The organism is Pseudoxanthobacter soli DSM 19599 (assembly GCF_900148505.1).
Classification (GTDB): domain Bacteria; phylum Pseudomonadota; class Alphaproteobacteria; order Rhizobiales; family Segnochrobactraceae; genus Pseudoxanthobacter; species Pseudoxanthobacter soli.
The window spans coordinates 73,489-95,542 of the sequence record NZ_FRXO01000007.1 but is presented as its reverse complement, the minus strand read 5'-3'; the positions used below and the strand labels follow the sequence as shown (position 1 = coordinate 95,542).

General features: G+C 68.3%; 21 protein-coding genes. 10 read left to right on the top strand and 11 right to left on the bottom strand.

What is annotated here, in order from left to right; genetic code table 11:
* The first annotated feature begins 114 nt into the window (after positions 1–114).
* Entirely contained in the window at positions 115–1,023 is a 909-nt protein-coding gene (locus tag BUF17_RS16720) for a LysR family transcriptional regulator (protein ID WP_073630806.1), read from the top strand.
* Between the two features lie 12 nt (positions 1,024–1,035).
* Here BUF17_RS16720 and BUF17_RS16715 read toward each other — a convergent pair whose 3' ends face one another.
* Both BUF17_RS16715 and BUF17_RS16710 read right to left on the bottom strand, forming a co-directional pair.
* Positions 1,036–1,602, bottom strand: coding sequence for an NADPH-dependent FMN reductase (locus tag BUF17_RS16715; RefSeq protein ID WP_073630804.1), 567 nt, complete (start codon positions 1,600–1,602; stop codon positions 1,036–1,038).
* 653 nt (positions 1,603–2,255) lie between these two features.
* Entirely contained in the window at positions 2,256–2,528 is a 273-nt protein-coding gene (locus BUF17_RS16710; protein WP_073630802.1) for a hypothetical protein, read from the bottom strand.
* Between the two features lie 28 nt (positions 2,529–2,556).
* Here BUF17_RS16710 and BUF17_RS22655 point away from each other — a divergent pair, with 28 nt between their 5' ends.
* Positions 2,557–2,817: a hypothetical protein gene (locus BUF17_RS22655; protein WP_139282567.1), complete on the top strand. Its 261-nt coding sequence runs from the start codon at positions 2,557–2,559 to the stop codon at positions 2,815–2,817.
* 115 nt (positions 2,818–2,932) lie between these two features.
* A complete protein-coding gene (locus BUF17_RS16705) occupies positions 2,933–4,060 on the top strand; it encodes a PQQ-dependent sugar dehydrogenase (protein ID WP_073630964.1) in 1,128 nt (375 codons plus the stop codon).
* 82 nt (positions 4,061–4,142) lie between these two features.
* On the opposite strand, the gene BUF17_RS16700 is transcribed toward BUF17_RS16705, so the two are convergent.
* The 7 genes from BUF17_RS16700 to BUF17_RS16670 form a co-directional block, all read right to left on the bottom strand.
* Positions 4,143–5,519 carry an amidohydrolase family protein gene (locus BUF17_RS16700; protein WP_073630800.1) on the bottom strand — a complete coding sequence of 459 codons (1,377 nt, stop codon included), beginning with the start codon at positions 5,517–5,519 and terminating at the stop codon, positions 4,143–4,145.
* A 113-nt stretch (positions 5,520–5,632) separates the two neighbouring features.
* Positions 5,633–6,379, bottom strand: coding sequence for an ATP-binding cassette domain-containing protein (locus BUF17_RS16695; RefSeq protein ID WP_073630798.1), 747 nt, complete (start codon positions 6,377–6,379; stop codon positions 5,633–5,635).
* Positions 6,379–7,134 carry an ABC transporter ATP-binding protein gene (locus BUF17_RS16690; RefSeq protein ID WP_073630796.1) on the bottom strand — a complete coding sequence of 252 codons (756 nt, stop codon included), beginning with the start codon at positions 7,132–7,134 and terminating at the stop codon, positions 6,379–6,381. The genes BUF17_RS16695 and BUF17_RS16690 overlap by 1 nt, the downstream gene beginning before the upstream one ends.
* Positions 7,118–7,993: a branched-chain amino acid ABC transporter permease gene (locus BUF17_RS16685; protein WP_073630794.1), complete on the bottom strand. Its 876-nt coding sequence runs from the start codon at positions 7,991–7,993 to the stop codon at positions 7,118–7,120. The genes BUF17_RS16690 and BUF17_RS16685 overlap by 17 nt, the downstream gene beginning before the upstream one ends.
* Before the next feature lie 10 nt (positions 7,994–8,003).
* Positions 8,004–8,888 (bottom strand): branched-chain amino acid ABC transporter permease, encoded by an 885-nt coding sequence (locus tag BUF17_RS16680; RefSeq protein WP_073630792.1) that lies wholly within the window; start codon positions 8,886–8,888, stop codon positions 8,004–8,006.
* Between the two features lie 265 nt (positions 8,889–9,153).
* Positions 9,154–10,263, bottom strand: coding sequence for an ABC transporter substrate-binding protein (locus tag BUF17_RS16675; protein WP_073630790.1), 1,110 nt, complete (start codon positions 10,261–10,263; stop codon positions 9,154–9,156).
* Between the two features lie 303 nt (positions 10,264–10,566).
* Entirely contained in the window at positions 10,567–11,298 is a 732-nt protein-coding gene (locus BUF17_RS16670) for a GntR family transcriptional regulator (protein ID WP_073630788.1), read from the bottom strand.
* A 710-nt stretch (positions 11,299–12,008) separates the two neighbouring features.
* Here BUF17_RS16670 and BUF17_RS16665 point away from each other — a divergent pair.
* From BUF17_RS16665 to BUF17_RS16635, 7 genes are all read left to right on the top strand, one after another.
* Positions 12,009–12,995 carry an isopenicillin N synthase family dioxygenase gene (locus BUF17_RS16665; RefSeq protein ID WP_073630786.1) on the top strand — a complete coding sequence of 329 codons (987 nt, stop codon included), beginning with the start codon at positions 12,009–12,011 and terminating at the stop codon, positions 12,993–12,995.
* Between the two features lie 101 nt (positions 12,996–13,096).
* Positions 13,097–14,041, top strand: coding sequence for a nucleoside hydrolase (locus tag BUF17_RS16660; protein WP_073630784.1), 945 nt, complete (start codon positions 13,097–13,099; stop codon positions 14,039–14,041).
* Positions 14,042–14,192: 151 nt separating this feature from the next.
* Positions 14,193–14,663 (top strand): MarR family winged helix-turn-helix transcriptional regulator, encoded by a 471-nt coding sequence (locus BUF17_RS16655; RefSeq protein WP_073630962.1) that lies wholly within the window; start codon positions 14,193–14,195, stop codon positions 14,661–14,663.
* Between the two features lie 28 nt (positions 14,664–14,691).
* A complete protein-coding gene (locus BUF17_RS16650) occupies positions 14,692–16,803 on the top strand; it encodes an FUSC family protein (RefSeq protein WP_073630782.1) in 2,112 nt (703 codons plus the stop codon).
* A gap of 8 nt (positions 16,804–16,811) precedes the next feature.
* Positions 16,812–17,021 carry a DUF1656 domain-containing protein gene (locus tag BUF17_RS16645; protein WP_073630959.1) on the top strand — a complete coding sequence of 70 codons (210 nt, stop codon included), beginning with the start codon at positions 16,812–16,814 and terminating at the stop codon, positions 17,019–17,021.
* On the top strand, positions 17,018–17,884 hold the full coding sequence (locus BUF17_RS16640) for an efflux RND transporter periplasmic adaptor subunit (protein ID WP_073630780.1): 867 nt from the start codon (positions 17,018–17,020) through the stop codon (positions 17,882–17,884). The genes BUF17_RS16645 and BUF17_RS16640 overlap by 4 nt, the downstream gene beginning before the upstream one ends.
* A 220-nt stretch (positions 17,885–18,104) precedes the next feature.
* Positions 18,105–19,271 carry an MFS transporter gene (locus tag BUF17_RS16635; protein ID WP_073630957.1) on the top strand — a complete coding sequence of 389 codons (1,167 nt, stop codon included), beginning with the start codon at positions 18,105–18,107 and terminating at the stop codon, positions 19,269–19,271.
* Positions 19,272–19,325: 54 nt separating this feature from the next.
* Here the strand turns inward: BUF17_RS16635 and BUF17_RS16630 are convergent, their stop codons facing one another.
* Both BUF17_RS16630 and BUF17_RS16625 read right to left on the bottom strand, forming a co-directional pair.
* Positions 19,326–20,705: an aminotransferase gene (locus BUF17_RS16630; protein WP_073630778.1), complete on the bottom strand. Its 1,380-nt coding sequence runs from the start codon at positions 20,703–20,705 to the stop codon at positions 19,326–19,328.
* A 255-nt stretch (positions 20,706–20,960) separates the two neighbouring features.
* Positions 20,961–22,049: an ABC transporter ATP-binding protein gene (locus BUF17_RS16625; RefSeq protein ID WP_244530925.1), complete on the bottom strand. Its 1,089-nt coding sequence runs from the start codon at positions 22,047–22,049 to the stop codon at positions 20,961–20,963.
* Positions 22,050–22,054: the final 5 nt, after the last annotated feature.

The following is a 22,054-nucleotide window of genomic DNA, read 5'->3' as shown; positions in this document are numbered from 1 at the left end:
ACCGGAAAGGGCAGGACGACGGGACATGGCTTTTCTCCGCCGCCAATATAGGCGCGGACAGGCCATTCTTATAACGACTTGTTCGACTACATTTCATTCCTGTATGGAATAGGAATGGAATTCAGGACCCTCCGAGCCTTCGTCGAGGTGGTCCGCCAGGGGGGCTTCTCCCAGGCGGCTCGCACCGTGTTCGCCACGCAGTCGGCGGTCAGCAAGGCGGTGAAACAGCTCGAGGAAGAGGTCGGGATGCCGCTTCTCGACCGCATCGGCCACCGCAGCACGCCGACCGCGGCCGGCGAGGCGGTCTACCGCCGGGGCCTGCGGCTGCTCGCCGACCGCGACGACCTGATGGCCGAGCTCGCCGAAATCCGTGGCCTCAAGCGCGGGACGCTGCGGCTGGGCCTTCCGCCGATCGGCTCCAGCACCCTGTTCGCGCCGCTGTTCGCGATCTACCGCCAGCTTTATCCCGGCATCGACATCCGGCTTGTGGAGCACGGCAGCGACCGGCTCGAAGAAATCCTGCGCGCCGGCGAGGTCGACCTCGCGGCCTCGCTGCTGCCGGTGGCCGACGAGTTCGAGTGGCTGGAGATGCGCAGCGAGCCGCTGGTCGCTCTCGTCGAGCGCAGCCATCCGCTGGCAGACGCCGACGAGATCGGTCTCGACGGGCTGCGAGGCCTGCCGTTCCTGCTGTTCGAACAGGGTTTCGCCCTGAACCGCATCCTGTTCCAGGCCTGTCGCCGGCACGGATTCGAACCGGAAATCGCGGCCCGCAGCAGCCAGATCGACTTCCTGGTGGCGCTGGCCGGCGCCGGCGTCGGCGTTGCGTTCCTGCCGCGGCTGATCGCGGCGCAGCGCGCGCATCCGGCCGTCCGCGCCGTTCCGCTGGACGAACCCGGCACGGACTGGACCATGGCAATGATCTGGCGACGGGGCGGCTATCTCTCCGATGCCGCCCGCGCCTGGCTCGCCGTCGCCCGCGAAAGCCGGACGCAGGCGGCCATGGGCGGAGAGGGTGAGGAGTGAGGCCGGCCCCCGTCAGGCGACGGAGGCCGGAGCGGCGATCTTGCCGGCGATCGACAGGAAATTGTCGAGATAGGCCTGCAGGAACGCGCGCGTGCCCTCGATGGCGATCCGGCCGTCCGCGCCGATCAGGTCCGGCTTGAAAGCGATATAGGCCTCGCCGCCGACGATGAGGCTGCCGAGGTCGCCGAGGATCTGGCGCAGGTGCTGCTGGCCGACGGCGGTGCCGATGGCACCCGGGGAGGTGCCGGTGATGACGACGACCTTACCCTTCCACACATTGTGGTCGGACGGCTTGGAGCCCCAGTCGATGGCATTCTTCAAGACCGCCGGCAGCGACCGGTTGTGTTCCGGCGTGACGACGAGGATCGCATCCGCCGCCGCAACTTCGGACGTGAAGCGGTTCACGGTCTCCGGACGGCTGCCCTCGAGATCGGCGTTGTACATCGGCAGGTCGTCGATCTGCACGAACCCGGCGTCGGCCCGCTCGCCGAGGAGAGGAACCAGCGCTCCCGCGAGCTTGCGGTTGATGGAGTCCCGCCGGTTGCTTCCGACGATCACGGCGACCTTGAGCTTGTTCATCCTGCATTCCCTGCCAGAGGTCTCGGGGCATCGGCACGCCGGGTCGCCCCGGCGCACCGAAAACGGTGGCCGTTCGGAACATGGAACAGGGCCGCAACCCTGCACGCGCTGAACGGCACCGTTGTGATACCACAACACCACACCCGCCCGCCCGGTTTCGAAGGCCACCGGCCGGAGAACGGGCGCAGCGCCGACAAAAGGCCGCCGAGCCGGGACAGGGAACGTCCCGATGCCGGAGGGCGCGCGTCACGGCGCTCGCGCGGTGGGTGGAAACTCGCAACGTGAAATCGCCCCGGCACAGACGGCATCCGGCCGCAAGCGGACTGACAGCCGGCTGGACCGTGCGGGTGCTCGAAAGTGTAGGTCGTGGGGGATGTTGTCGGAACGACGCTCCGGCTGAAATGTGACGATCGCCGCGGGGCATTTCAGGGGAGGCGTCTCCGTCAGGCGCATGACGGGGCGCGCACGAGCGGCTCCGTCATCATGCAGCCGTGGCGGCGCCGCACGAATACGGGCGACCGCCCAAGCCATATCCGATCGCGCCGGTCGTTGCCGGCACGCCGCGTTTCCAGAATGAGAGAAAAGCGGACAAGGCGCCTGAAGCGAAGCTTCAGGGCGCGGAAAGAGGCCGGATATGCTGATCCGGCCGATGGCTAACCTTCCGTGGGGCCGACAACACCATGGTTGGTGAACGGTGCACCGTGACCATCGGGTGGGGAGTGGACGACGATCCTCATGCGGACATTGTCCATGTCGAGGAATACATCCTTCCGGCCGACGGCATTGTAGAGCGCTTCAAAGTCGCCAAACACGGTGCCACGGCTCAGGCTGTCATCTTGATCCGAAAACTTGAATTCGATGTCGTATTCGACCGGAATAGCGGCGTCATGGCCGATGATCAGGGTCGCGCGATTAGGTTTCGACATAATCCGTCTCCTACAGTTCGGAGCGGCGATGGCGGAAAATCTGCACCGGATTTATGTCGCAATCAAGGAGACGCATTCGCTTGGTCTGAAATGGCGCAAAGAGACCGTTATTTCGGCCTATATCGATGCGAAGAATTTGCTTCATCAAGCCAGAATTTGCACTGGATTCAAACGCTTGGTTTCTTTTTTCTTAACAATCCCAGGAAATGCGCCGGCCGCCGGCAGCGCGGACACAACGGTGATGGATCGCCGGATCGGGGCTTTGCGTTGCCCCCCATGTCGCCGATAGTCGCGTCGCCCGCCGCATCAGGGCCATAGAGGGAGCACGCCTGTTGTCCGCCAAGTCTCGCACCGCTCTCAAGTGTCGCACCGCTCTCGCGATCAAGCTCGCCGTAGCCCTCGGCATCGCCGTGCCTTCCCTCGTGGCCGCCGGGTCCGCCTCGGCGCAGACCCCGGTCCGCTCGGTCAACGCGGGCACCAACAAGCCGGATGCCGAGCGCCCGTTCAAGGTGACGCCGGTGGCGACCTTCTCGTCGCCTTGGGCGATCGCCGTTCTGCCGGATGGCCGCCTTCTCATCACCGAGAAGCCGGGCCGCCTCTATCTCGTGACCCAGCAGGGCACGCGGCATGAGGTCCGCGGCGTGCCGAAGGTGCTTTATGGCGGCCAGAACGGCCTGCTCGACATGGCGATCTCGCCGCGCTTCGCAACGGACCGAACGGTCTATTTCACCTATGTGGAGCCGACATCCGGCGGCGGCGGGCTGGTGCTCGCCCGCGCCCGGCTCGCCGGCAGCGAGACCAGCCTGCGCCTCGCCGACCTCACGACGCTGTGGCGGCAGGGACCGGCCGGCAGCGGCGGCCAGCCCGGCGGCATCATCGCGTTCTCGCCGGACGGGCAGCACCTGTTTCTGACGGTCGGCGACCGCATGAGGCCGGAGACCGCCCAGAACCCCGACCTGCCGCTCGGAAAGGTGCTGCGGCTCAACCTCGACGGCTCCACCCCGGCCGACAACCCCAACGCCTCGGCCGGCGGCGTGCGTGCCGAGACGTGGAGCGAAGGACACCGCAATCCCTACGGCCTCGCCTTCGCGCCCGACGGCAGGCTCTGGCTGCACGAGATGGGCCCGCGCGGCGGCGACGAACTGAACCTCATCCTGCCCGGGCGCAATTATGGCTGGCCGATCGTCTCGAACGGCGACAATTACGACGGCACGCCGATCCCGGACCACGACACCCGCCCGGAGTTCGCCGCCCCCGCCGTCTACTGGACGCCGGTGATCGCGCCCGCCGGGCTGGTGTTCTACGAGGGCCGGATGTTTCCCGAGTGGCGCGGGTCTGCGCTGATCGGCGGCCTCGCCGCCACCGCCCTCGTCCGCGTCACGGTCGACGCGGACGGTTCCGGCCGCGAGGTCAACCGCTGGGATCTCGGCAACCGAATCCGCGACGTCGCCGTCACGCCGGACGGCGCGGTCTGGCTGATCGAGGATTCCGAGGACGGCCGGCTGCTGCGGCTGACACCCGGGAAGAGCTGACGCCGCCGCAGCCCGGCATTCGACGGTCCGGGCGCTTCGACCGGATGTGCCAACCCGGTCGAAACGCACGTCAGCCGAGCGATTACGGCCTGCCCTCGGCGGCGAACAGATATTCGGAACGCCGCCACACGTCCTCGGCCACCTTCTGCGCCTCGGCGATCAGCTCGCGCTCGTCGAGCTTCTTCAACTGCTTGTCGGCGACGAGACATTCACCGTCGACGAACACATGGGTCACATCGCCGCCGTTGGCGTTGTAGACGAGGTTCGTCACGATGTTCTGCACGCGCAGCGGATTGACCCAAGACGTCGTCATGTCCACCAGGATGACGTCGGCCTTCTTGCCGGTCTCCAGCGAACCGACCTCGTCGAGCAGTCCGAGGCATTTCGCGGCGTCATAGGTCGACATGCGCAGCACGTCCTCGGCATCGCGGATCGCCACGCCGCCGGTCAGCACGCGCGCGATCAGGATGCCGGCGCGCATCACGTTGAACATGTCGTTCGACAGCCAGTCGGAGCCGAGCGCGACGTTCATGCCGGCATCGTAGATCTTCTTGATCGGCGGATAATAGCCGCGCTTGCCGCAGAGATAGGCGGTGTGCGACATGCACGCGCCGGTCTCCACCATGATCTCGATGTCCTCGTCGTCCATGTAGACGCAGTGGGCGCCGATGAAATCCGGGCCGAGCATGCCGAGATCGCGCAGCAGCGGAATCGACTTCTTGCCCCACAGCTTCAGCATGAACTCGTTCTCGCCGGGCACGGCGCAGAGGTGGGTGTGGAGGCCGACGCCATACTTGCGGGCGAGTTCGCCGAGCCGGCCCATCGTCTCCGGCCGCAGCCGGTCGGGCCCGTCCGGCGCGACGCGGCAGGTGATGCGGCCGTTGGCCTTGCCGTGCCAGTTCTCCAGAAGGTCGATGGCCTCGTCCACGCCCTTCTCGACCAGGCTCTGGTCCCACTCCCGCTCATAGCGGCCGAAGCCGATGCGGGAGGAATCCACCTCGCGGATTTCCGAGGCGACGATGCCGCGCAGGCCGGTCGCCTCGACGATGCGGGCCGATTGCGGCTGGTTCCACCAGCATTCGTTGATGGTGGTGGTGCCGGTCTTCAGCATCTCGATGGCATGCACCATACCCGGCAGCAGCATGTCTTCCGGGGTGATGACGTTCTCGTGCATGCCGAGCGCGATGCGGAACGGTCCGCCGAAGGTTGGCACGTCCTCGGTCAGCGCCTTCGAAAGCGCGCCGGCGACGTGGGTGTGGGTGTTGACGAAGCCCGGCAGGATCGCGCGGCCACGGGCGTCGATCACCTCGTCGGCGAGCGTCTTCTCGACGGCGATGTCGATGTCGCCACCGACCGCCGCGATCCGGTCGCCCTCGATGACGATGGCACCGTCGGTGACGACATCGGCCTTGCCGTCCTTCATCGTGATCAGATAGCCGCCGTGTATCAAGGTCCGCATCACAGGTCTCCTTCGGAGCGCTTCCGGCCGGACATGCCGGCGGCGGGAAGCCAAACACGCGAAATCGGGCCTCGCCGTCCGGATCGGTCGGATCCGGACGGCAAGGCTAGGATCTAGCCGGCGACGCGCACGCCGCCGTCCATGAAGAGATCGTGCAGCCGGGCGGGCTCGACGTCGGCCGCCGCCATCTCGGCCGCGACCCGGCCGCGCACCATGACGACGACCCGGTCCGAGATCGACAGGCCCTTGGCGATGTTCTGTTCCACCAGCAGCACCGGAATGCCGCGCTCGCGATGGATGCGTGCGATCGCCTCATAGACGAGATCGACGGTCGCCGGGGCGAGATCGCTCGACGGTTCGTCGAGCAGCAGCACGCGCGGATCGAGCAGCAGGGTGAGCGCGATCGACAGCATCCGCCGCTCGCCGCCGCTGAGCGCGCCCGCGCGGGCGGAAAGCCGCTCGCCGAGCCGCGGAAACATGTCGACAAGGCCGGGCAGGGCGGGCTCGATGCCGTCCTTGCGCAGGAAGGCGCCCATCCGAAGATTGTCAATGACGCTGAGATCGGAGAACACGTTGCCGGTCTGCGGCACGTAGCCGAGCCCGAGCGCGGCGCGGCGATGAGGCGGCGCGGCGGTGATGTCGGTCCCGGCGAACCCGATCCGGCCGCCCGAGACACGGGTGAGGCCCATGATGGTCTTCAGAAGCGTCGATTTTCCCGAGCCGTTGGCGCCGAGCACCAGCGCGACTTCTCCGGGGTGCAGCGACACCGTCGCGCCGTCGAGCACGACGAGCGGACCATAGCCGGCATCGACGCCATCGAGCGACAGCACCGACCCGGGCGCAGAGGAGGCTCCGGCCATCACGCCACCTCGCCGAGATAGGAGCGCATCACCGCGCGGTCGCGGCGGATCTCGTCGGGCGTGCCGCGGGCGATCACCTTGCCGCCGTCGAGCACGACGACGTGGTCGCAGATGTTCGACACCATTTCCATGTTGTGCTCGATGATGAGGACGCCGCGTCCCTCGGAGGCGAGCGCGCGAATGAACCGCACCTGCTGCTCGATCAGGACCGGATTGACGCCCGCCGCCGGCTCGTCGAGCAGCATCAGCACCGGGTCGGCCATCAGCGCCATGCCCATGGAGAGCAGCTTCTGCTGGCCGCCGGAAAGCCCGCCGGCGGGATGGTCGGCAAGGTGGTCGAGCCCGAGACGCCGCATCACCTCGAACGCCCGCGCGGTGACCTGCCGCTCGGCGGCCCGCACGGCTCCCGGTCGGAACAGCAGCGCAGCCAGGCTCTCGCCCGGCTGGTCGCGGCCGCCTGCGATCACGTTCTGCGCGACCGTCAGCCGCCGGGCGAGGCGGGGTATCTGGAAGGTGCGGGCGATGCCGCGTGCCGCCACCCCTTCGGGCCGCCCGAACGGCAAGGGATGGCCGTCGAGCACCGCCGTGCCGCGATCCGGCACAATGACGCCGGCGATGACATTGAGCAGGGTGGACTTGCCGGAGCCATTCGGACCGACGAGGCCGACCACGCGGCCCGTCTCGACGTCGAGGTCGACGCCGCCGAGCGCCGCGACACCGCCGAAGGAAACCGCGACGTCACGGATCGACAGCATTGGTCTTCACCTTGCGCTCGGGGATCAGCCCTTCCGGGCGGAACAGGAACATCAGGATCAGCACGAGGCCGAACAGGGCGAGACGCAGGTTCGCCACCAGATCGAACGGCAGTCCGCTCCACTGGGCGAAGAAGCGCGTGGAGATGCTGAGAAGCTGCACCACCGCCGTGCCGACGACGACGCCGAGCACGGAGCCCGGCCCGCCGAGCACCACCGCCGTCCACACGATGAAGGTCTCCGCGACCGTGAACGAGGGCGGCGCGACATAGCCGATAACATGGGCGTAGAGCACGCCGGTCAACCCGGCGAGGAGCCAGGACACCACGATGACGACGGCCCGGAGCCGCGGCGGGCGGCGGCCGAGAGTGGCGGCCAGCACCGGATCCTCCCTGAGCACGCGCAGCATCCGGCCGAGCGGGGAGCGGTCGACGAGAAGGGTGAGCGCGAGCGCCACGGCGAACAGCGCCAGCGCCAGTGCCATCGCGAGCTTCGGATCGGCGATGCGCGGCACCGACGCGCCGTCGACGCCGCCGGCAAGCCCGGGAACGTTGACGAAGGTGAGCCGCACCAGTTCGCCCGCCCCGAGGGTGACGAGCGCCCAGTAATCCTGTGCGAGGCGGCCGACGGGGAGCAGCACCAGAAGCCCGGCCGCGATCGCCGCGAGAGCCCCGGCGATCAGGCCCGCCCAGACCGGAAAGCCATGGCTTGCCGCGAAGGCGACCGCGAAGGCGCCGAGCGCGAACGGCAGCACCTGTCCGAAATTGACGAGCCCGGTCAGCCCGAACTGGAGATTGAGGCTGAGGCCCAGCACCGACCAGATCGCGACGGTGGTGACGGCAAAGACCAGGAAATCGAGCATCTCCGCCTCCCTATCGCGCGCCGCCGACCACGCGGTCGCGCGGCCTGAGGATGAGCACCAGCACCAGCGCCCCGACGGCAATGGCATCGCGGAACTGTGTCGGCAGATACCAGGGCGTGCCGGTCAGCCAGGAGCCGAAATCGATGGCGATGGCGAAGTTCTGGGCGAGCGACAGCACCAGCGCGCCGATCACAGCGCCCCGCGCGCTCGTCAGGCCCCCGATGGTGACGGCGGCGAACACCGGCAGCAGGATCACGAGATCCATGGACGGCTGCAACCGGGTTTCCATCGCGAACAGCGTGCCGCCGATGGCGGCAAACGCGCCGGAGAGGAACCACATCAGCGCCGTCATGCGCTCCGCCGGGATGCCGCGGGTGACGGCGAGGTCGCGGTTGGAGGCGAGCGCCCGCAGCGCAGTGCCGAGCCGGGTGCGCTGAAGCAGGAGATGCAGCACCGCCATCGCCACGACCGTGGTCGCCACCACGGCGATATCGAGGGTGGTGACGATGACGTCGCCGATCTGGACGGGCTCGATCTCGACATCGAACACGCGCGCGCCGCCGCCGAACACCGCCGCGATGAGCGAGCGCAGCAGCAGGGCGACGCCCCACGACACGATCATCTTGCCTTCCGGCGAGGTCGACCGCAGCCGGCTGAACACCAGCCGGTCGATCAGGATGGCGCCGAGCCCCGTCGCGGCGGCGCTGATCGCGATGGCCGGAACGATCGAAAGGCCGGCCTGGGTCAGCGCATAGGAGATGTAACCGCCGGCGACCGCATACTGGATGTGGGCGAAATTGGCGAACCGCAGGATCGAATAGGCCAGCGCGACGCCGACCGCGATGATCGCGATCTCGCTCGCATAGATCACGGAGTTGGCGAGAACCTGAAGCACGAAACCTCGACGTTCGGACGCGCGCAAAGCGGGCGCAGGGAGACGGCAGCGGCCCGGGCGCAGCGGGGCAGGGGCGGTGGGCAGGCGCCGCGGCGTCGGAAGACCCTGCCGGAAGCCGGGTTCCGCGCCGCCGGGACAGCGGCGGCTTCCTTCGCCCGAAGTCGGGGTGTGGCGAAGAATGAGCCGCTGTCGGCGGTGGCGCGGAGTTCCGGGGTCGGCAGGAGGCGCGGCGCGCCGGCGCCGGGCCTCCAAGGCAGAGGATCGGTTACTTCGATCCCTTGGTGACGAACTTGCCGCCCTCATAGACGATGATGTCGATCGGCGGGTCGATGCGCTGGCCGCGGTCGTCCCACACGATCTTGCCGGTGGCGCCGTCATAGCCGGAGATCGCCTTCGGCAGCGCCGCGGCGAGGTTGCCGCCATCGGCCAGCGCCTTGGCGAGCACGGTCATGGCGTCATAGCCGTAATAGACGTGGGCCATCATCTCGCCGTCGCCGTACTTCTTGGCGTAGGCGGCTTCCACTTCCTTGGCCTTGGCGCCGGACAGGCCGCCATTGTCGACGCCGGCGAGGCGACCGTCCATCCACTTCGGATCCTCAACGGTGAGGATCGAGGGATAGGCGGCGTACCACGGCATGTTGAGGCCGAGCAGGCGGGCGTTCTTGAACACGGTGCGGGAATCGTCGCCGTAGCCGGCGGTGATGATCGCGTCCGGCTTCAGCGCGACGAGCTGCTGGAGGTCGGCGCGATAGTCCGGCTGGCCCTCGGTGTAGGTGACCTTTGCCACCACCTTGCCGCCGGCCGCCTCGAACGCCTTGGCGGAGGCGTCCATCAGACCGGTGCCGAAGGTGTTGTTCGGCACGACGAACGCGACGGTCTTGACGCCCTTGGAGGCGACCCAGCTGCCGAGTTCCTTGCCGACGATGTCGTCGAGCGGCAGGATCGAGAAGATCGTGCCCGGGAAGTTGCCGAGCTGCGGCGAGCTCGACGAGGTGTTGATGATCACCTTGCCCTTGTCCTTGGCGATCGGGGCGACGGCGAGCATCAGGCTCGACCCGCCGAACATGATCGCGGCATCGACCTTGTCGATGTCGTAGAGCTTGGTCGCCGCGTTCAGGGCTTCCTGGGTCTTGTATTCCGCGTCTTCGACGATCAGCTTCACCGGCCGGCCGCCGATGCCGCCGGCCGCGTTGATGGCGTCGGCGGCGAGTTCGACGCCGCGCACCATCTGCTCGCTGGTCTTGACGTCGTTGCCGGTGAGGTTGGCGATCACGCCCACGGGGATGGGGTCGCCCGCTGCGAACGCGCCGCCAAACGGCAGTGCCGCCGCCAACAGTGCGCTGCCGAGGCAGAGCGCACGGATCATCGTCTTCATGCTGGTCTTCTCCTGTCCCGATCTCTGAAAGGTCTTCGGAGCCGGATCTGTGTCCGGCTTTCTCGTCTTCGACGTGCTGCCGCACCCGCTGCGGAACCGGCGCGGGGCCGAGCCGCCCCGCCTGATGCCGGAGGAACCGAAACGGATGCCGCAGAGGCTTGCGGCCGAAGCCGGAAGCGTTCCTTGGAATTGAAATCGTTCTCGAAACCGATCCGGACGCACGAAGCCCGCCGAAGCGGACTGCCGCGCGCCTGCCGGCGATATCCGCAAGGCGCCACCCCGGCGCGCCCCGCGCCTTCCTTGTCAGGCCGCACCGCCTCCCGCCGCACCGCTCCCCGTTGCGCCCGTCGCATCCGCCGCGGTGCGAGCGACCAGCACGTCGCGGATCAGCGCCCAGCTCCGTGCGATCAGTCCCTCGGTGACGGTCCGCGCGCGCGCGCCGTCGCCCGCCGCGATGGCGGCGACCAGCCGGCGGTTCGCCTCGATGCCGATGTCGATGATGTCGTCGTTCTCTCGGTAGCAATAATACCGGTAGCGCAATGCCTGGGTGTCGAGGTCCTTGAGGATCGTCTGCAGGGTCGCGTTTCCGCAGTGGGCGTGCAGCAGGTCCGTCAGCGCCACGTTGGCGTCGAAGGCCGCTTCCTTGCGGCCGTCGCGCCCGGCGCCGGCCATCTCGTCCACCAGCCCCTGCAGGGAAGCCGCAAGCTCGGGCGTCGCCCTCCGCGCCACGCCTTCCGAGGCCAGCCCCTCGAGCGGTCCCCGGCAGGCGTAGATCTCGTCGAGGCGCTCGACGGTCATTTCCATCACGAACATGCCGCGCCGCGGCCGCCGCTCGACGAGACCGCGGGAGGCGAGCACCTGCAGCGCCTCGCGCACCGGCGAGCGGCTGACGCCGAACCGGCGGCAAATCTCCTCCTCGACCAGCCGCATGCCGGGCGGAAAGCGCATCCGGATAATCTCGCGCTCCAGCGGATGCACGAGCTCGCGTCCGAGGATGTCCGGCATCCGGATCACGGTCGGGGCATCGAGTTCCATCGGACCTCCGGGCTGGATGGCGGAACAGGCAGTCTTGAGGCCCCGGGGCGCATCGTGGCGGACCGGGAGAGGAACGAAGGGCCGAAAATCCGCCCGCGAGGGACCGGCGCATGCGACGGCGGGGACACAAGGGCGCCACCGCAGCGCAGGCAGGGCAAAAAGGCCGCCGCCGCGAGATCACGGCGCCTGCATGGCCTTCCTGCCGATGAACTCCCGCCTCGGCCCGACACTCGCCGCGCCTGCCCGAACCAACCGCTCGCCTGGGAGGAGGCGAACCGTCATTTCGAGCGGAAAGAATGCATCGCCTCTGGACAGATCGTCATTCCGTCGATTTAATTCAGTATACAGTCGACGGAAACAGCGGCGGTGTCAAGCCGGCATTGCCGGTCCGGCGACGAGGCTCGCAGACAAATTCACCGGTGTTTCCCAAGGGATACCGCCCTCGGGGCTAAGGGGATGCCGTCCGCTGGGCTGCGGTCCGCATTCCCAAGGCGGATCGGCACGCCGATCGCCCAGGATGTCCGGCGGCCGTTGCCGATGGCCGCTTCAAGCAAGGCTGCCGGGAGGCTTCCGGCAGCCGCGAACCGTCTGTCCCGCTTGTGCCGCGACGGGTCTCCCGGCGGCGGAGCGAGACCGGCCGACCTCTCCCCTCTTCGTCGCATGGCCTTGAGGCCGCGCTTCCCTTCGCCAGCAGATCAGGACGACCTTCCATGAACGATGCCGCTGCAGAGAACCCCGATCGGCTGCCGATCGTCGATCTCCAGAATTTCGCGTTCGACGAGGCGGGCGCGGATCGCATCGCCGCGGAACTCGACGAGATCTTCCGCACCATCGGCTTCTGCTACATCGCCAACACCGGCGTGGCGCCGGAACTGGTCGACGGCATCTTCGAGGCTTCGCGGCGGTTTCACGCGATGCCGGCGGAGGCCAAGAATGCCATCGCCATCAACGAGTTCCATCGCGGCTACATGGCGCCGAAGACCTCGGTCATCGTCACCTCCTCGGTCGCGAAGGTGACGAAGCCGAACAACAGCGAATCCTTCATGCTGATGCACGAGGTCGCGCCGGACGATCCGGAATGGGGCAAGCCGCTGCAGGGGCCGAACCAGTGGCCGGCGGATCTGCCGGGATTCCGCGAGGCGGTGACCGCCTATAACGGCGCGCTGGAGACGATGTCGCGCCGCTTCACCCACCTCATCGCCCGCGCGCTCGGCCTCGATCCGGCCGGCCTCGATTCCTATTTCGAGAAGCCGACCACCTATCTGCGCATGCTGCACTACCCCTCCCAGCCGGACGCCGCCCCGGACGAGTTCGGCTCCGCGCCGCACACCGATTACGGCTACATCACCGTGCTGCTGCAGGACGGCGTCGGCGGGCTGGAGGTCCGGCGCAAGGACGGCAACTGGCTCCGGGCGACGCCGGTGCCGGGCACCTTCGTCGTCAATGTCGGCGACATGCTTTCGCGCTGGACCAACGGGCGCTGGCAGTCGACGCCGCACCGGGTCAAGAACGTCTCGTCCGTCGACCGCTATTCGGTGCCGTTCTTCTTCGACCCGGCCATGTCGAACACCATCGCTTGCCTGCCGACCTGCATCGAGCCGGGCGAAAGCCCGCGGTTCGAGCCGGTGCTCTACGGCGACTACGTGATGGAGCGGCTCAACAAGAACTACCAGTACCGCCACGCCGCCACCGGCTGAACGGCGGGACCGAACCCTGATCGCCCGCCTTGGTGCGGGCGGGACGTCCGCGCCCGGCATCGCCCGGGCGCCAGACCAACGGCATGACACGGAGAGACGGCATGGCGCCGCGCAGGATCATCATCGACACCGATCCGGGGCAGGACGATGCCTTCGCGATCCTTCTGGCGCTGGGCTCGCCTGAGGAACTCGAGGTCGTCGGCGTCAGCACGGTGGCCGGCAACGTGCCGCTGGAACGCACCACGCTCAACGCCCAGATGGTGCTGGAGCTTGCCGGCCGGGCCGACATTCCGGTCTATCCGGGCTGCCGGCGGCCGATGGTGCGCCCGCTGTTCACGGCCGAATATGTCCACGGCGATTCCGGGCTCGACGGCTGCGACCTGCCACCGCCGTCGGCCCCGCTCGGTGCGAAGCACGGCGTGGACTTCATCATCGACACCGTGATGGCGGCGGATCCCGGCACGATCACCGTCTGCACGCTCGGGCCGATGACGAACCTCGCCATGGCCATCGTCAAGGAGCCCGCCATCGTGGCGCGCATCCGCGAGGTCGTGCTGATGGGCGGCGGCTTCTTCGAGGGCGGCAACACCACACCGGCGGCGGAGTTCAACATCTTCGTCGACCCCCACGCGGCCCACGTCGTGTTCTCGTCCGGCGTGCCGCTGACGATGGTGCCGATCGACTGCACCTACAAGGCGGTGATGACGCCGGACTGGCTGCGCCGCCTTCGCGCCGTCGGCACCGAAACGGCCGTCCAGGCGGCGGGCATGGCCGAGTTCTACCAGCGCTACGGCAACCAGAAGTTCGGCACGGACAGCTATCCGCTGCACGATCCCTGCGTCATGGGCTTCCTGCTCCGCCCCGATCTGTTCCAAGGCCGCGACTGCCATGTCGACATCGAGATCGTCTCTCCGGTGACGACCGGCATGACGGTGGTGGACTGGTGGGGCGTGACGAAGAAGCCCGCCAACTGCCTCGTGCTGCGGGATCTCGATAACCCGGCCTTCTACGACCTGATGCTGGAGCGGCTGTCGCGCCTGCCCTGAATCACGGCGCGTCCCGCGCCACGGGACGCTGAAGCCATCGCCACGTCCGGCGAGAAACCCGCCCGCGACGCGCTCGCGGCCGGGCGACCTTGCGGCCATATAGATATGATGCTATCTAATAGCATGAAATCTAAATTGTGAAATGCAGGCCATGGACTCCTCGCACCAGCCACCGCCCTCCCATCCGGCGCTAAAGCCGTCCTGGCGGGACTTCGCGCCCCGTCTCAGCGCGGCCTCGCGCGGCTGGCGGCGGGCCTATGACGCCGCGATGGCCGCCCATGGCCTGTCCAATGCCACCGCGCTGCCCTTGATGATGCTCGCCCGCTATGGCGACGGCATCCCGCAGAAGGATCTCGCCGACCTCGTCGGGGTCGAGGGGCCGACCATCGTGCGCGTCGTCGACGGGCTGGAGCAGGAAGGCCTCATCCGGCGGGATGCGGATGCCGCTGACAGGCGCGTCAAGCTGATCCGCCTGACGGATGCCGGCCGGGCCGTCGCCGCGGAGGCAGAGACGGCCGCGAGCGCGTTGCGCGCGCGGCTCCTCGGCGACCTGCCGCCGGAGCATGTCGACATCGCGCTCGGTGTGCTCGACGGGATTCTGGAGAAACTTCCGCGGGATTGACGACCGTCCCGCCAGATCGCATGCAGCCATGACCAAGACAGTCGCCGCCGCTCCCGGGTTCTGGGACGTCGTCTTTTCCCTGAAGACATTCGCCGCAGCGATGCTCGCGCTGTGGATCGCGCTGACGTTCGACCTGCCCAATCCCTATTGGGCGGTGGGCGCGGTCTATATCGTCGCCCATCCGCTCTCCGGCGCCACCACCTCCAAGGCGGTCTACCGTCTGATCGGCACGGTTGTCGGCGGCATCGCGTGCGTCGTCATGGTGCCGAACCTGATCGATGCGCCGGAACTTCTGACGCTTGCCCTCGCACTGTGGATGGGCGGGTGCCTCGTCGTCAGCCTGCTCGACCGCAGCCCGCGCAGCTATGCCTTCATGCTGGCGGGCTATACCGCCGCGCTGACGAGCTTCGCGATCGTCTCCGCGCCGCAGACCGCCTTCGACTACGCGGTCGGACGGGTGGAGGAGATCGCGATCGGCATCGTCTGCGCGGCGCTCGTCAGCCGGCTGGTGTTTCCGCGCCACGCCGGCCCGGTGCTGGCGGCGCGCATCGATGCCTGGCTGAAGGACGGTTCGCGGCTTGCCCTGGAAAGCCTGCGCGGCGACGGAGGGACGCCGGCCGCGCTCGCGGATCGCCGTCGCCTTGCCGCCGACGCGGTCGATCTCAATGCCTTCACCACCCACATCGCCTACGACACGTCCGCCTTGCGCGATATCGTGCCGCCGCTGCGCGTCCTCCAGCGCAGGATGGTGGCGCTGCTCCCGGTCGTCTCCGGCATCACGGATCTGATCGCCGCCAGGGCGCGGATGGACGACGGTTGCGAGGCCCGCGGTCGCTGGCCGGCCGCGGTGCAGGCGCTCGTCGACGAAACCTGCATCTGGCTCGAAAGCGGCGGCGAACTCACCGAGGATCGCCGCGCCGTGCTGCTCGCCCGCCTTGCGGCCGTGGAAGAGGGCGCGCGTGAGACGGTGCAGTGGGACAGCCTGCTGGCGCTCAACTTTGCCGCGCGCATCTGCGATCTCGTCCAGGTCTGGAGCGACTGCATCGACCTGCGCGGCGAGATCGCCTCGGGCGCCCGCCGCCAGCTGCGGTGGCAGCGCTACGATGCGAAGGTCGAGAACCGCCCGATGCACCGCGACTGGGGCATGGCGCTCATGTCCGGGTTCTCGGTCGTGCTCGCCACCTGCCTGACGACGGCGCTCTGGATCGCCACCGGCTGGCCGCACGGCGGCGGCGCGGTGATGATGGCCGGCATCTTCTGCTGCCTGTTCGCCACCATGGACGACCCCGTTCCGGTGATGAAAAAATTCTGCTGGCTGCTGCTGCCCGTGACCGGCGCGGCATTCGTGTTCGAGTTTGCGGTGATGCCTCTGGTCGACGGCTTCCTGCCGCTCGCCCTCATCCTCGGTCTGTTCCTTGTGCCCGCCGGCATCCTGCTCGCGATCCCCTCTCGCTTCCTCGTCGGCATGGTGCTCTGCGTCAATCTTCCCTACATGCTCATGCTCCAGTCGCGCGCGACCCACGACCTCGGCACGTTCCTCAATTCCAACCTCGCCACGGTGGTTGGAATCGCCGCCGCCGCCTGCGTCACCTCGCTGGTGCGCTCCGTCGGGGCGGAATGGAGCGCGAGACGGCTCGTGCGGGCCGGCTGGTCCGACATCGTCGCCGCCGCCGAGGGCGCCCGCTCCGCAAACCGCGCCGCCGCGTTCGATGCCCTGCTCTACCGAATGCTCGACCGCTTCGGCCTGCTGGCGCCCCGGCTTGCCGCCATCCCGGCCGGTTCCGACGTCGCCGGGACGGATCTCGTGCGCGACCTGCGCAACGGTCTCAACATCATCGATCTGCGGGCGCACCGCGACGCGCTCCCCCGCGAGGCCGGTGATGCCGTCGAGGCGGCGCTGGCCGCTGCCGGCACCTATTACGGCACACTCGGCGGGCGAGAGGCCGGCGTCGGGTCCGGCGAAAACGCCGTCTTTCTGCTCACGGCGCTGGACGCGGCCCTCGAAGCCGTGCTTGCCGCCAGCGGCTCCACGGCCGCCGCGCGGGCCAGACTCGCGCTTGTTTCTCTCCGCTGCACCCTGTTTCCAGCGGCTCCGCCCTTTCAGGGGCCCGAGCCGGTGCCGCTCCTGAAAGCGGCATGAGGTCCGACATGACACCAGAACTCGATATCTACGGCATCTATGTGCCGACCATCGGCGTCCTCGCGCTCGCCTGCTTCTTCGCCAGCGCACTGGCCCGGCGGCTGCTCGCCATGGCCGGCTTCTACCGGCTGGTGTGGCATCGGCCGCTGTTCGACGCCGCGCTCTATTTCTGCCTCCTGGGCGCTGCCGCCCTCATCCTGAACCGGATTCCGCTATGAAACCGCTTTTCGCTCACGGCGGTCGCTTTCTGCTGACGATCGCCATGGTCTGCCTTGCCGGTGCACTCGGCTGGCACCTGTGGGACTACTACATGAACGAACCCTGGACCCGGGACGGCAAGGTCCGCGCCGACGTGGTCCGCATCGCGCCCGACGTCTCCGGCATCGTCAGCGAGGTTCTCGTCGGCGATAACGACCACGTCCGGAAGGGCGAGGTGCTGTTCCGCATCGACACCGCGCGTTACCGCCTCGCGCTCCAGCAGGCCGAAACCCGCGTCGACAACGCCAAGGCCGCGCTCGACATGGCGGGGCGAGATCTCGACCGCTACAGCAAGCTCAGCGAAGACACCGTCAGCCGCCAGAAGCAGGAGCAGATCGAGACCGCCGAGCAGCAGGCCGACGCCGCGTGGCGGCAGGCCCTCGTCGAGCGCGACGTGGCGCGCCTCAATCTCGACCGCTCCGAGATCAAGGCGCCGGTCAACGGCATCATGGCCAACTTCTCGCTCCAGCCCGGCGACTATGTCTCCGCCGGCAATGCGGTCACGGCCCTGATCGACGAGGATTCGTTCTACGTCGCCGGCTATTTCGAAGAGAACAAGATCGACCGCATCCGTCTCGGCGAGCCGGCCGTCGTGCGCCTGATGGGCAGCGACGTCAGGCTGAAGGGCCGCGTCGAGGGCATCGCCGGCGGGATCGACGACCGCGAGCGCGCCGATTCCGCAAGCCTGCTCGCCAACGTCAACCCCACCTTCACCTGGGTTCGCCTCGCCCAGCGCGTGCCCGTCCGCATCGCGCTCGACGCGGTGCCCGAAGGCGTCCACCTCGTCGCCGGCCGCACCGCGAGCGTCGCCATCGTGAACTGACGGACGCGCATCCGCCGCGGAACGGCGGTGTGTCCGCGCGGATGTGCCAAGCCGGCGCAAACGTGCTTGGGTGGAACAAAGTCCGGCGGACCGGTACAATTGCCGACGCCGGCAGCCGGGATGCTTCCGTTCATCCCACGTTATGATAGAACGGGATCACATGCCGGGGCTTCGGGCCGACGGCCGCGCCCTCAGCCTCCTTTTCGAGACCGCCGTTCCCATGGATGCCACCGCCAGCACTCCCGCCCGCACCGGCCGGCCCCTGCCGGGCCGGGCCGAGCAGCGCGCCACGCGCATCGTGTTCTTCATCGCCGGCTTCGGCATGGCGGCGTGGGCGCCGCTGGTGCCGTTCGCCAAGGCGAACACCGGGCTCGACGAAGGCGCGCTCGGCCTGCTGCTTTTGTGCTTCGGCGCCGGTTCGCTGGTGACCATGCCGCTGTCGGGTGCGATCGCAGCCCGGTTCGGCTGCCGACTGGCCCTCATCGTCGCTTCCGCGGTGATCTGCGTGTCGCTGCCGCTGCTTCCGGTGCTGACCTCGCCGGTGCTTTTGGCCGCGATGCTGTTCGTGTTCGGCGCCGGCGTCGGCTCGGTCGACTGCGTCATGAACATCCAGGCGGTCATCGTCGAGCGCGCCAGCGGCCGCACGATGATGTCGGGATTCCACGGCCTGTTCAGCGTCGGCGGCATCCTTGGGGCGGGCGGCGTCAGCCTGCTCCTGATGCTGGGTGCCTCGCCGCTCGCCGCCGCCCTCGTGGTGGCCGGCCTTATCGTCCTCGCGATCATGGCGGCAGGGCCGGCACTGCTGCCCTATGGCGGGGAGGGCGACGGCCCGGCCTTCGCGGTGCCGCGCGGCATCGTGCTGTTCATCGGCATCCTCTGCTTCATCCTGTTCCTCGCCGAAGGATCGGTGCTCGACTGGAGTTCGGTCTTCCTCAGCGCGGAGCGCGGGCTCGATCCGGCCCATGCCGGGTTCGGTTACAGTGCGTTCGCCTTGACGATGACCATCGGTCGGCTGACGGGCGACCGCATCGTTCGCCGGCTGGGGCCTCGCGTCATCATGCTCGGCGGCGGCATCCTCGCGGCGGCCGGCTTCGCGGTGGCAACGCTGATCGCCCATCCGCTGGCCGGGTTCCTCGGCTTCGCGCTGGTCGGCGCCGGCTGCTCGAACATCGTGCCGGTGCTCTATTCGGCGGTCGGGCGGCAGAAGACCATGCCGGAGCACATCGCCGTTCCGGCGATCTCCACGCTCGGCTATCTCGGCATCCTCGCCGGCCCCGCGGCCATCGGCTTCGTCGCCCACGCGGCGAGCCTGCCCGCCGCGTTCCTGCTGCTCTCCGTGCTGCTCCTCGGCGTCGCCTTCAGCAGCAGCTGGGTCGGCGGACGGTAGCAGGGCGGCACGGCGCCGTCGGCCCTGCCGGGCGCGGCGGCGTCCGGCCGGCGGTCAACGGCCGAGATAGGCCTCGAGCGACTTGAGGCTGCGCGCCACCTTGTCGGCGATTTCGTCCACGTCGTCCTCGGTGACGATCACCGGCGGCGAGAAGCCGAGCACGTCGCCCATGCACCGCGCGATCAGGCCGTTGTCGTAGGCGATGCGGTCGAACTGCATACCGGCCTGAAGGTGCGGATCGAACGGGACACGGGTTTCCTTGTCGGCCACGATCTCGATGCCGAGCATCAGGCCCGCCCCGCGCACTTCGCCGATGATGGGGGATGCCGCCGCAAGCGCGTCGAAGTGGCCCTTCAGCCGCGCGCCCAGCTTGCGGACATGCTCGACGACGTTCATCTCCTCGTAGATGCGGATCGCCTCCAGCGCGATGGCGACACCGACCGGATGGCCCGAATTGGTGAAGCCGTGGCCGAAATTGCCGCCGGCCTTGTTGAACTCCTTCAGCGCCTCGTAGATTTCCGGCGCCACCACCACGGCCGAGATCGGGAAGTAGGACGACGACAACCCCTTGGCGAGCGCCATCATCTGCGGCTTCGCCCCAACGGTCTCCTTGCCGAACCAGTTGCCGGTGCGGCCGAAGCCGCAGACGATCTCGTCGTCGAGGAACAGGATGTCGTATTTCTTCAGCACCGCCTCGATGCGGGCGAAGTAGCGGGCCGGCGGCACGATGATGCCGCCACCGGCATTGATCGGCTCGGCGATGAAGGCGGCGATCGAATCCGGCCCCTCGCGCAGAATCAGCTTTTCGAGTTCGTCCGCCAGCCGCTCCACGAACGCGGCCTCGTCCTCGCCTTCCAGCATGCCGCGATAGGGCGAGGGGCAGAGCGTGTGCAGGAAGCCCGGCAGCGGCAGGCCGAATTCCCGGTGCATGAATTCGAGGCCGCACATCGAGGCCGCCGCGATGGTGGAGCCGTGGAACGCCCGCTCGCGGGCGATCACCTTGCGCTTGGTCGGCTTGCCGCGCACGGTGTGATAGACCCAGGCGAGCTTGACCATGGTCTCGTTCGCCTCGGAGCCGGATGTGGCGAAATAGGCCTTGCCGCCCTCCATCCCGGTCAGTTCCACCAGCTTCTCCGCCAGTGTCGCCACCCCTTCCTGGGTGCGCTGGAAGAAGGTGTGATAGAAGCCGAGCTCGGCATATTGCTTCGCCGCCGCCGCCGCCAGCCGGTCGTTGGTGAAGCCGAGCGAGGCGCACCACAGCCCCGCCATCGCGTCGAGATAGCCCTTTCCGGCGGCGTCGAACACGCGCACGCCTTCGCCGCGCGCCACCACGAGCGGGCCGTCGCGCTCGATCAGCTGCGGGTTGGTCTGGGAATGGATGTGGAAGGCGACGTCGCGGGCCGCGATCGAATTCGACAGAACGGGCTTGGTCATCGGTTTCACCTTTCGGCTTGTTCTTGTGCAGTCGCGTGTTCTTGTGCAGTCGTTAGAGCATATCCCGTTCAGATCGAACCGATCTGAACGACAAGGATATGCTCAACCCTTTGAATCTGGAGCGAATTCTTGTCGATCTGACGATTCCGTCAGATCGGAAAGCGCTCTAGCCGCCGCCGGCCGCATGCCGGATCGGGCGGGCGGTTCGGGTCGTCTCGTCGCCTCGTCAGGGCCGATTGCCTCTGACGAGGATGATCAAAGGCTGCGACCGGTTTCCCCGTCGAACACGAGGACACGGTCGGGATCGATCACCGCACGCACGGCGCTGCCGACCTCGCGCCGCACGAAGCCCGGCACGGAGGCCACGGCCCCGCCGCCGTCCCAGGCAAGCGTGACGTGGGTCGCGGGGCCGACCGGCTGCACCAGCGTGACGGTTGCCGGCACGCCGCCGGCCGTGTCAGTGGCCGCGAGGCGGATATGCTCCGGCCGCACGCCGACCTCCACCGCTTGACCCGGCCGAAGCCCGGTGCGGCCGGCAAGCGGGATCGTCGTGGCACCGAGCCGCACGGCGGGCTCTCCGTCGACCGCCTCCACGGTTGCGGCGGCGAGTTCCATCTGCGGGCTGCCGATGAAGGTCGCGACATAGCGCGTCGCCGGGCGGGCGTAGATTTCTTCCGGCGTGCCGAACTGCTCCACCCGGCCGCGATACATCACCGCGATGCGGTCGGAGATCGACATCGCCTCCTCCTGGTCGTGGGTGACGAACAGCGAGGTGACGCCGAGGCGCTGGTGAAGCTGCTTGACCTCCGCGCGCATCTTCACGCGCAGCGCGGCGTCGAGATTGGAGAACGGCTCGTCGAACAGGAAAACCTTCGGCTCGCGCACCAGCGCGCGGCCGATGGCGACGCGCTGCTGCTGGCCGCCGGAAAGCTGCGCCGGCAGCCGCTCCATCACATGGCCGAGTTCGAGCGCGGCGGCGACCGCCTCGACCCGCCGGCGGATATCGTCGCGCGGCACCTTCCGCATCTTCAGGGTGAAGCCAATGTTCTCGGCCACCGTCATGTGCGGATAGAGCGCGTAGTTCTGGAACACCATGGCGACATCGCGGTCGACCGGCGACAGGTCGTTGACGCGGCGCCCGTGCATCAGGATCTCGCCGGACGAGGCGTCCTCCAGCCCGGCCACCATATTGAGCGTCGTCGTCTTGCCGCAGCCCGACGAGCCGAGCAGCGTGACGAACTCGCCCTGTTCGACGGCAAGCTCGATGTCGTGGCAGACCTGCACGGCGCCGAACGACTTGGAGACCCGGCGAAGCTCGATTGCCGGCGTGGAACTCTGCGACACGCGGT